Below are 10,192 nucleotides of genomic sequence, written 5' to 3' on the forward strand. Positions count from 1 at the left end.
ATAAAACATAGAATAGCTTGTCCAATAGCATCTATTGGTTGTTTTGAATGTCAGCTAAGAAAAATCTGCCACTTTGCAAAGCTTCTGAATTGCAATTCCAGCGATCGCTGCAATAATTAGCTTGGAATATTTAGGTGTTAATAAGTCAAAATTTATTCTAGTCTACTAGCAGAATTAACATCTAAAAACAACGTTGCTTGTGGTTGTTGACGAAGAATAGAAGCTGGACAGTCTGTACCGATATAGCTTTGCAGCATATCTTTTACCACATTCGCTTTACGTTTTTCTGGAGCAAGACAGATAATTTTTTTAGCCGAACAAATTGTTGGGATGGTGACAGTAAAAGCATACTGTGGAACATTTTCTAAATTCGGAAAGTGACCTGTACTTACTTGTTGCTGACGGTTTACAGTATCCAGCTTTACCAGTTTTACGCTGTAAGGATCTTGAAAATTTGCTACAGTTGGATCGTTAAAAGCTAAATGTCCATTTTCGCCAACACCAAGACAGCATAAGTCAATCGGTTGTGCTTGCAATAATTTAGTGTAGCGATCGCACTCTGCTACTGGTTGTAATGTATCACCTTCTATATAGTGAAATTTCTTAGGATTAACCCGATTTTCTACACGTTCTCGCATATAACGCCGAAAACTAGCAGAATGATCGGCAGTAATTCCCAAATATTCATCTAGATGGAACACAATAATCCGCGACCAATCTACATCACCCAATGCAATCAAAGCATCAAGAAATTTGAGTTGGGAGTTACCTGTAGCTAACAATACAGCAGCTGTATCCTGAAGATTAAGAACTTGCTGTAAATACTTTTGCACGATTACGGCAACATCCTCGGCCATTTCGACTTCAGAGTTGTAAATCTGCACTAATAAATCGTCAACGCGAAAAAAGTTTGTGGCGGCTACCATTTGCTTACGAAGAAGGTTATCAATTATACGGCAGTTTGCCCAGAGGTTTTACCTGTCTACCCTTATATGCCCTATCTAGTATAGATTTTAGGATTTAGCAAAGTAATTTGTGACTCTTGAAATTTTCTTCTCCAGTCCCCAATCCCCGTATTAACAAAGGAACAATCACTAAAGGCAAAAAACAATGTAAACTATTTAAATTAAGTTAACAATTATTTACATTTTACCCAAAAATCATGCTGGCTGCAATTCTTTTTGACCTAGACGGCACTATTGTCAATACCGATCCTATACACTACCGAGCTTGGCGGGAAATGCTGTTAAATTACAGCATAGAAATAGATGAAACATTTTATAAATCCCGAATTAGTGGAAGGCTAAATCCAGAAATTGTTAAAGACATTCTGCCACAATTATCGGCAGCAGAAGGGCAACAATTTGCAGACGAAAAAGAGGCGTTCTTCCGCAAGCTAGCCCCACATCTCAAACCGCTAAGTGGATTTTCTGAACTACTAGCATGGACAGAAACACATCAATTAAAACGAGCATTAGTAACTAATGCTCCTAGATTAAATGCAGAATTTATGCTAGAGGTTTTGGGGATAAAAGAAGCTTTCCATACAGTTGTTTTAGCGGATGATTGTATTGCAGGTAAACCCGATCCTGTGCCCTACCAAGTTGCCCTGAATAAATTGGGGATTACAGCAGAAGAAGCGATCGCTTTAGAAGACTCTCCCTCTGGGATTCGTTCAGCAGTGGGTGCAGATATCCGCACCATTGGCATCGCCTCCACCCACGATCCGCAAATTTTGCAGTCAGTCGGTGCATTTATGGCAATTCCAGACTTTACTGATTTGCAGTTATGGACATTGCTAAACTCACTCATCGAGCCAGATTTAAGTGCGATCGCTTCTAATTTTTGAGGACATGGGGAAGAGGAGGCAGGAGGCAGGAGGCAGAAGGCAGAAATTCTTTAATTTTGAATTTTGAATTTTGAATTTTGAATTTTGAATTGATTTCTCCCCATCCCCAAAAACTCCACTTTTTAACCGAGCCATATCACGCAACGGTGGTGCGCCGAACAAGCGACTGTATTCACGGCTGAACTGTGAGGGACTTTCATAACCCACATAATGACTAGCTGTTGCTGCATCCATACCTTGCCCCAGCATCAGACGACGGGCTTGTTGAAGCCGAAGTTGTTTTTGATATTGCAAAGGACTCATGGTGGTGACAGACTTAAAGTGATGATGAAGCGACGAGGGACTCATGCGCGCTTCACGAGCGATCGTATCGATCCGAAATGGTTTTTCGTAGTTCCATTTCAGCCAGTTGATCGCTCTGCTAATTGCTTGGAATTGTTTATCGACTAAAGCAATCTGTCGCAATCTAGCACTGTGTTCGCCAGATAACAAACGGTAGAAAATTTCTCGGACCATCAAAGGTGCGAGGATGGCAATATCTTGGGGCGTTTCCAACAACCGTACAAGTCGGATTGCAGCATCAAGTAGTTGTGGGCTAACAGGATTAATAGACAAACCCGGTTTTAGTGGTTGGTTAGTGGGAGCGTCTAGTTTTGCCTCCATCATCAGTGTGCTGAGTTCTCCGGGATCTAAATCGAGCCGAAGACACAGATACGGAAGGCTTGGTGTCGCTTCAATCACTTGCCCAACGACAGGCAGATCGACCGACACCACCAGATATTGGTCTTGACCATAAACATACAGATTGTCTGCCAGCATTACCTGTTTCTTGCCCTGAGCGACGATGCAAAGGGCAGGCTCATGCAGGGTATGGAGAGGGGCAGTAGGTTGTAATGAACGGATCAGGAATAACCGCTCGATCGCTGTGGGATGGACACCATCTCCATTACTGTTTTGTGCAATCAGAGCGGCTAGCTCGGACTGCTGCTTTCTAACAGTCTGTTCCATAATGTTGTTTGAAATCCTTTATTAAACTAACATTCAGGGCAGCCGCAATCTATTTAGCCGCTGAGGTCAGTTTATCTTTTTATGATAAACATGAATAAAAATGCAGGATTAGGCAAGAATTTCGCAGGTTCAGATTACCGCATCAAGCTTTGACTCCCTTAGATTAAGAGTGTGCTAGAGAATACAACAACTTGGAGATCCGGTTTTATGACTACCAACCAACAGAAAGTCGTACTAATTACAGGCGCAAGTAGCGGTATCGGTGAGGCGACAGCACGTCTACTCGCTCGTAAGGACATCCACGTCATCCTGGGCGCACGACGCACGGAGCGGCTAGAAAAGCTCGTGGCTACAATCCGCGCTGAGGGAGGCTCGGCGGAGTATCAGACTCTTGATGTTACTAATCGCGCCGACTTCCAAGCCTTTGTAGAATTTGCTCAGAGCAAATTTGGCCGCATTGATGTCATCGTTAACAATGCAGGCGTTATGCCGCTCTCGAAGCTAGAAGCGCTGAAAGTTGATGAATGGGACTGGATGATTGATGTGAACATCCGTGGCGTACTCAATGGCATCGCTGCTGGGCTACCGCTGATGAAACGCCAGGGATTTGGCCAGTTCGTCAACTTGTCCTCCATCGGCGGACATGCTGTCTGGCCAACCTGCGCTGTTTATTCAGCAACTAAGTTCGCGGTGTTGGCAATTTCGGAGGGGCTGCGTCAGGAAAATACTGACATTCGCGTTACAGTTATTTCACCGGGTGTAACGGAGTCGGAACTAGCCGATAGCATTACTGACCCCGAAGCTGGCAAAGGTATGGAGGAATTCCGCAAGATTGCGCTTCCGGCGGAAGCGATCGCCAGAGCGATCGCCTTTGCAATCGAACAACCGGATGACGTTGATGTGAATGAGATTATCGTGCGTCCTACAGGCAGCGTATAGTTACGCAAAGATGCGAAGAATTTTGAATCTAAGCTAGTAGTAAAACAACTGAGAAGCCCTATATGACTACCCAAAATAAAATTCAACATCGCCAACTTGGTTCAATGGTCTAACTATTTTTCCCCTAGCTCCATGTAAATCTATCCCCAGAAGACTAACCCGTATTGAAGCAGCAATTCCTGCATCTGCGATCGCAGGCACTCGTTACGATCGACATCAAATGCAGATGTTGGACAGCGAACGCTAATGCGATCGACAGCGTGAGCAAAGTACTAGAGGGTTTGTAGTAAGCAATTTGCTGCTTAGAAACTAAGGACTAAAGTCTTACTACGAGCCTCTACTTATTTTTCAGCCAGAATCGCGTAAATTTCCCGTTTAACTTGCTCTAAAAGCTCGCGCACCCGATTTATCCGCTCCATATTGCCACTACGAGCCACCTGCGCCACCGCAGCAGCTAACTCTGTGGCGGCATTCCGCAACTCAATAAACTCTTGGGGCTTACCTGTAACAAAACTTTTGAAGGTATCCCAAGGAGTGTCTGAAGGTTCTTGTTGGGAACGTTCTGCCAATAATTGTTTACCCTCATCCGTAATCGTATAAATCCGCTTGCCCCCTTCCTGTGCGCTCTTGAGATAACCTCCTTCTTCCAGCAATTGGAGTGTTGGATACACTGAGCCAGGACTGAGGCGACGGAAACCACCATAGCGAGTTTCCATCTCTTTAATCAGGTCGTAACCATGACTAGGATGCTCAGATAACAATTCCAGCAGAATGAACTTGATGTCACCCCGACGAGTCCGGTATTCATCTCCCCAACCACGACCAAACATTTCATTATCAAAGCGTTTGTCATGATGTCTACCATGATGCTTGCCATGTCCAAACCAAGACCTGACAAGCAATGAATCCTCTTCGCTAACTCCTGCCCATGCAGGTGCGCCAAAACGTGACCGAAAATGTCTAAACATAAGTAAATCTCAAATCAACTTTCTCTAATATACGATATATCGCGATATATTCCGATATATCGGAATAGAATTTTGGTTAAGATTTGTAACAAAAGTAGCATCAACTAGTTAAGAGTCTGCACTTGTTCGACAAAAGACTCTACCCAATACTGCACGCTTTGTGGATTTTTAACTCGGAATTGGATTTGGGGAAAAGGTTAAAGGCTAAAGGTTAAAGGTTTTTTCTTTCCCCTCCCAAAACCCGACAAGCATTGAGACTCTACCCATTGCAAAAATGCTTAATCTACGGCGTTTAGTCGTAAATTAAGCATTTTTACTTGATTCTGAAGTGATAGGTGTAACAAAAAGTTCAGTCTACAGATAAAACCCCGTATTTTTAGATGGTTTGCTTTTTTTGTGTCTTGTATTTCTAGATAAAATATGTATAAATACGAGATATTTTAGTTAAATATTTTATTGAAATCGGTGTTAATTACAGATGTGAATATAAGAATTTATTGCTAGTTAAAATTATTAGAACTAATTTTGTGAATTTATAAAATACTTTATTTTTTTGTATAGATTGTGAACTTAACTTGGGAATACTAAGTGTGAGAAAAGTTAAAATTATACATAAACTGATGATTGTTTAACTTTTTTACTAGCATTCGCTGCTAAATAATCTAGATTCCTTTTTTAAACCACGTAGGGAACTAATCAGATTCAATCGAAGCTGACTAAGTTCTCTCAAAACTTTCATTGACCCCAACAACAGTTTATTTACACTTGCTTGATTCATATATCCTATTTAGTTAAGAATCACTTTAGGTTCAATACTATTCGGATAAGATAACCCCGCCTGGATTTGAGGGAGTGAAAGAAAAAATAGTCTCCCTTTTAAAGAAAGCCAGTGTGTTGGGAACTCTCCTAAATTTATAGGAGCAGGTGTCAGCAAAGCTGACTACCAGTTTTCTATTGAAGAAAAGCTGATTAAATATTTTTGTTTTGGTTGAGATAACAATGTTAGAAACTGACGGTGGCGAACGTGGTAGTGGCAGATAGGACGAGTGTAAAGTTCTCTCTCGATTATTTGCAGGAATTTTTGAGTGTTGCGGTCAAAAAACTAAAATCCCTCGTACTTTAGGCGGGAAATGAGCTTAAATTGCGGCAATGATTTTGCTAATGGCACAATTGAATGGTGTGAGTTCGACTTGACGAGTGCCTTCATATCCATAAGTCAAACTCACGCTCAGATAACTATCTGGCTTGTAGGGTAATCGTTCTGCCCATTCAACTGCCACAATTCCTAGTATCACTTCAACACCTTCCCAGTAACTTTCTAAATTTAGGGTTGCGACTTCTTGCGGTTCCAAGCGATATAAATCCAGATGGTAAAGGGGAAAGCGTCCTTCAGTGTACTCATTAATCAGCGTGAAAGTAGGACTGACAATGGGTTCAGCAATTCCTAAACCTTTACCAATGCCTTGAACTAAAGTAGTTTTACCAGCGCCCAAATCACCTTCTAGTAAAATCACGCTGCCAGGTGTCAGGGATTCGCCAAGAGTAATACCTAAGCGCAGCGTCGCTTCTGTATCTGCAAGAAAAATTTTCATAATTAGTCATTAGTCATTAGTCATTAGTCTAAACAAAGAACAAATGACTAATTTTTTATCTTAAGTGATGACCTCTACCGTACCACCGTAATAACACTTGTGCTAGTTTCTGCGGATTGTGACGTACAAAACCTGTTTCATCTTCATACAAAACATTAGCTGGAACAATCCGTCGCCCTAGTTGAGTTACGGCTTCTCTATCAAGGAAAACGGGATGAGAGTTTTGTTGGGCGTAGCGGATAAGTGATTGCTCCGAAGGAGATTTTTTGTGTATTAATACAGCATCGAATAGTCGTCTTTGTCCGCAAGCAGCATCAATTGCTCTGATGTGATCGGCAACAGTATAGCCTTCAGTTTCTCCTGGTTGAGTCATGATATTGCAGATATAAATACGGGGGGCATCTGATTGAGCGATCGCATCGGCAATTTCTGGTACTAATAAATTAGGAATTAAGCTTGTATAAAGGCTACCTGGGCCAATAATAATGTAATCAGCTTCTTTAATTGCTTTAATAGCTGCTGGCACCGCCGGAGGATTAGCCGGAATGCAGCCAATTTTGACAATTTTACCGCCAGCTTTGGGAATACTAGACTCCCCCTCAATCCGACGACCATCGGCTAATTCTGCCCAGAGGCGAACATCACTGAGAGTTGCTGGTAGTACTTGTCCTCGCACCGCTAGAACTTTAGAACTGGCTGCAACTGCTTGTTCTAAATCTCCAGTAATATCACTCATTGCCGTTAAAAACAAATTGCCAAAACTGTGACCAGTTAACCCATCTCCAGCCCGAAAACGGTATTGAAACAATTCTGTTAATAACTTTTCTTCATCTGCTAGTGCAGCCAAACAATTACGAATATCTCCTGGTGGTAGCACTCCAAATTCTTGACGCAAACGCCCAGAAGATCCACCATCATCGGCGACAGTGACAATCGCGGTAATATTAGCGCTGTAGGTTTTCAGTCCTCTCAACAACGTAGAAAGTCCCGTACCACCACCAATTACCACTATTTTTGGGCCTCGGTACAATCGACGATGGGCCAGCAAGACATCAATGAGTTCCTCTCCGCCTTCTGCTCTTAGTACCTTAGTAATTGAGCCGACAGTCCGAGTTTGCCCCCAAAGCACTAACAGCAAGCCGCCAAGCAGTACCAAAGGCCCACTGATATAGTTCGGTAAGAGGTTGGTGATTACTCCCAAGAAACCTCTAACCAACTCAATCATCCAAAAAATTGGGGTTAGCTTAATCCAAATGGCTAACCCCAAACTCGCCAGCAGTACACCCCCAACACTAATTAACAACCAACGTTTTACCGATAGTCCAGGGGATAACCATTTGAACCACTGGTTAACTCGATAGGAAGTACGAGAGCGCGACTGCTTTTGCAGGGCGTTGAGGGCTTGTCTGAGAAAACCAATTGACATACCTGATTTGGAGCAGTGCTACAAACAATAATTAACAGAAAATTTACACCGCTTGGTTTAAAAAACCAGGCGTGAAACTATTATATTTATCAATCCTATTAGACTAAGAGCAAGTCGTGAACATTGCCAGGATTTCTAGTTAAACAATACCCTGGCTTGATAAAAGTGAATTTAATGGAAAAACGAATTTTAGGATTAGATCCAGGACTGGCAATTTTAGGATTTGGGGCAATTAGCTGTACACAAAATCTCAAAAAGGTGCAAGAGACTACAGTAAATATGCTGGATTTTGGAGTAATTAAAACGTCAGCAGATGTAGAAATGGGCCAGCGCTTATGTACCTTGTTTGATGATTTACACACCCTGATAGAGGAATTTCAACCAGACTTAGTGGCAATCGAGAAACTCTTCTTCTATCGGATGTCAAGTACTATCCTGGTTGCACAGGCGCGGGGTATAGTCATTTTAGTGTTGGGGCAGCGTCGTCTTCCTTATGTAGAGTTTACTCCGGCTCAAATTAAACAAGCTTTAACAGGCTATGGCAATGCTGATAAGTCAGAAGTGCAAGAAGCGGTGGCGCGGGAGTTAGATTTAGATGAAATTCCTAAGCCGGATGATGCTGCGGATGCTTTAGCAGTGGCTTTGACGGCTTCTTATCAACTGTAGGTTTTGTAAAACGAGAATAAAGTTGGAAACTGAATAATAAAGTTGGAAACTAGAGAATAAAGTTAGAAACCAACTGGCACATCTGTCTTTACTCTTTAGCTTAGTGTATAAGTTTATAGTTAGTACTTGTACTGTGGCTGACTTTTCCCGTTAAGTGTCTTTTGCAAGCTGCCAGCCTTGACAGAGGTCGTGTAATTTTAACCAACCTCGCCACAGTACTTGAATACCAATGGGTGTTTTACTTCGATGTTCTAAGTAGCCACCAAGACGAGCAACGGCTTCAACGGCCCAGCTAACTGTGAGGACTGTGGGTGCTTTGGGAGACTTAGCTTTTAAAATTTTAAGTTCAAGAGGATTGAGAATTTCAATTGCCAGGGCTAAGGGTTGAGTGCGGTGTAAATAATTTAACTGCAACAGTTCTACAGCAATCACACTCAAGAATCCAATCAGAGCCTTCATGCCTTCAGCAGCAAGCCGATATTTTTCTACCTGACATCCCGAAAGAGAAAATTTTATGATATTCTTCAACACGCTTTCCGTTACGTGTACCAGTGTAAAATCGTAGAAGCCATCTGACTATCTGCAATAACTTCCGTTGTTAGCAACATCCATTCCACGGGTGATTCACTATCTGGACAACCAATCTCAGTGGCATAAACAGCGTAGACCTGTTGTGGGTCACGGTTATCAAAACGATAAGGTGTACGGAGATTAACTTGACAAAATCTGATAGCTAATTTGGTTTGCCGGGCAGATCGCTGGTTCGTGGATGGTAATTCAATTTTCTGTTCAAAACTGATAGGTTGTGCTTCTAATTTCGACCATAGACGCTCACTATTAGAATCTAAACTGCGGTTATGAGCTGCCCGAACAAGAACTCTGGTGTGCTTGAGTTGGCGAAGTTTATCAAAAACTTCTGTAATATCACCTTCGCGGTCGAAAACATGAATCACTCTTGTGCGCTGGCTCACAAGATTTTCTACCGTTGTGAGTGCCTCTACCCATTTATACGATTCTTTTTGTTCAAACGGGCGATTTCGGGCTTCTTTACGGGCTGCTGCTTGCCGTTTCTTCTTCTGTGTTGGGGTTTCATCTTGTGGTGGTTTCGGCTTTGGCTCCCGATTCCAAAGTTTTTGCCACAACAAACCTATTGATTGACCATTCTGAGGCTCTATGGCTAAGGCACTGTGTAATATTAGACCATTACCTGCCTTACCAATTGGCCCGTAACCTTCTGTTTTAGCTTTAATACTGCCATAATCAAGAAAACTTGTATCTCCGACGCACAGCACTACATCGCGTTCTGCAACAGTTTCCGCCGTCATTTGACAGTGCGGCTCAATCACCCTGGAAAATTCCACTTTTGGGTTAGCAAAAACTCACGGATCTGTTTTGAGTACGGTTCCACTTTTAAAAACTTCCGACAGTGCTTTGCCAAATCCAAGACTTAGAGCATAGCCGATTGACATTGCACGCTCATTTAATCGGCGATCGCCTAATTCTAAAGTTGCAAAATTTTTCTCCCACCAGTCCAGCATTGCTTGTTACCTTTAGCACCCGATTTCAATTACTGTACTGGATTTACTGTGCTGTTTCTTAAATCCTTTACCAGCAAGGTTTTCGAGACTTAACGGGAAAATTCAGGTACTGTGGCTATGGATATAGCCCAATTGAAAAAGGAGAATAAGACTCTTCCGTCCTTATGGGATAGAAAAATTAAATATCAACTCTGAAATTCGGGCAA

8 protein-coding genes and 1 pseudogene are annotated in these 10,192 nt (G+C 42.3%); 3 read left to right on the forward strand and 6 right to left on the reverse strand.

The window, feature by feature from the left end; translation table 11 throughout:
* Positions 1 to 152: 152 nt before the first annotated feature.
* Positions 153 to 926 carry a glucosamine-6-phosphate deaminase gene (locus NSTC731_RS20755; protein ID WP_445626590.1) on the reverse strand — a complete coding sequence of 258 codons (774 nt, stop codon included), beginning with the start codon at positions 924 to 926 and terminating at the stop codon, positions 153 to 155.
* A 236-nt stretch (positions 927 to 1,162) separates the two neighbouring features.
* Here NSTC731_RS20755 and NSTC731_RS20760 point away from each other — a divergent pair, with 236 nt between their 5' ends.
* Entirely contained in the window at positions 1,163 to 1,849 is a 687-nt protein-coding gene (locus NSTC731_RS20760) for an HAD family hydrolase (RefSeq protein WP_445626591.1), read from the forward strand.
* Here NSTC731_RS20760 and NSTC731_RS20765 read toward each other — a convergent pair.
* Positions 1,823 to 2,857 carry an AraC family transcriptional regulator gene (locus tag NSTC731_RS20765; protein WP_445626592.1) on the reverse strand — a complete coding sequence of 345 codons (1,035 nt, stop codon included), beginning with the start codon at positions 2,855 to 2,857 and terminating at the stop codon, positions 1,823 to 1,825. The two genes, NSTC731_RS20760 and NSTC731_RS20765, sit on opposite strands and share 27 nt — an antisense overlap.
* A gap of 207 nt (positions 2,858 to 3,064) precedes the next feature.
* Here NSTC731_RS20765 and NSTC731_RS20770 point away from each other — a divergent pair, with 207 nt between their 5' ends.
* Positions 3,065 to 3,796: an SDR family oxidoreductase gene (locus NSTC731_RS20770; protein ID WP_445626593.1), complete on the forward strand. Its 732-nt coding sequence runs from the start codon at positions 3,065 to 3,067 to the stop codon at positions 3,794 to 3,796.
* A 341-nt stretch (positions 3,797 to 4,137) separates the two neighbouring features.
* On the opposite strand, the gene NSTC731_RS20775 is transcribed toward NSTC731_RS20770, so the two are convergent.
* The 3 genes from NSTC731_RS20775 to NSTC731_RS20785 all read right to left on the reverse strand — a co-directional run bounded on the left by NSTC731_RS20775 (position 4,138) and on the right by NSTC731_RS20785 (position 7,782).
* Positions 4,138 to 4,764: a PadR family transcriptional regulator gene (locus tag NSTC731_RS20775; protein WP_445626594.1), complete on the reverse strand. Its 627-nt coding sequence runs from the start codon at positions 4,762 to 4,764 to the stop codon at positions 4,138 to 4,140.
* Positions 4,765 to 5,900: 1,136 nt separating this feature from the next.
* Positions 5,901 to 6,356: a tRNA (adenosine(37)-N6)-threonylcarbamoyltransferase complex ATPase subunit type 1 TsaE gene (gene tsaE / locus NSTC731_RS20780; protein ID WP_445626595.1), complete on the reverse strand. Its 456-nt coding sequence runs from the start codon at positions 6,354 to 6,356 to the stop codon at positions 5,901 to 5,903.
* Positions 6,357 to 6,411: 55 nt separating this feature from the next.
* On the reverse strand, positions 6,412 to 7,782 hold the full coding sequence (locus tag NSTC731_RS20785) for a gluconeogenesis factor YvcK family protein (RefSeq protein WP_445626596.1): 1,371 nt from the start codon (positions 7,780 to 7,782) through the stop codon (positions 6,412 to 6,414).
* A 174-nt stretch (positions 7,783 to 7,956) separates the two neighbouring features.
* Here NSTC731_RS20785 and ruvC point away from each other — a divergent pair, with 174 nt between their 5' ends.
* The gene (gene ruvC, locus NSTC731_RS20790) at positions 7,957 to 8,448 is read left to right on the forward strand and encodes a crossover junction endodeoxyribonuclease RuvC (protein WP_322668374.1); all 492 of its coding nucleotides are present in this window, start codon (positions 7,957 to 7,959) and stop codon (positions 8,446 to 8,448) included.
* A gap of 150 nt (positions 8,449 to 8,598) precedes the next feature.
* Here the strand turns inward: ruvC and NSTC731_RS20795 are convergent.
* Positions 8,599 to 9,986: pseudogene (locus NSTC731_RS20795) on the reverse strand (IS4 family transposase).
* Positions 9,987 to 10,192: the final 206 nt, after the last annotated feature.

Source organism: Nostoc sp. DSM 114167 (assembly GCF_052692655.1).

Coding starts and splice junctions, on each gene's coding strand:
- NSTC731_RS20755 (WP_445626590.1), bottom strand. CDS start 926: ATGGTAGCCGCCACAAACTTTTTTCGCGTTGACGATTTATTAGTGCAG.
- NSTC731_RS20760 (WP_445626591.1), top strand. CDS start 1,163: ATGCTGGCTGCAATTCTTTTTGACCTAGACGGCACTATTGTCAATACC.
- NSTC731_RS20765 (WP_445626592.1), bottom strand. CDS start 2,857: ATGGAACAGACTGTTAGAAAGCAGCAGTCCGAGCTAGCCGCTCTGATT.
- NSTC731_RS20770 (WP_445626593.1), top strand. CDS start 3,065: ATGACTACCAACCAACAGAAAGTCGTACTAATTACAGGCGCAAGTAGC.
- NSTC731_RS20775 (WP_445626594.1), bottom strand. CDS start 4,764: ATGTTTAGACATTTTCGGTCACGTTTTGGCGCACCTGCATGGGCAGGA.
- tsaE (WP_445626595.1), bottom strand. CDS start 6,356: ATGAAAATTTTTCTTGCAGATACAGAAGCGACGCTGCGCTTAGGTATT.
- NSTC731_RS20785 (WP_445626596.1), bottom strand. CDS start 7,782: ATGTCAATTGGTTTTCTCAGACAAGCCCTCAACGCCCTGCAAAAGCAG.
- ruvC (WP_322668374.1), top strand. CDS start 7,957: ATGGAAAAACGAATTTTAGGATTAGATCCAGGACTGGCAATTTTAGGA.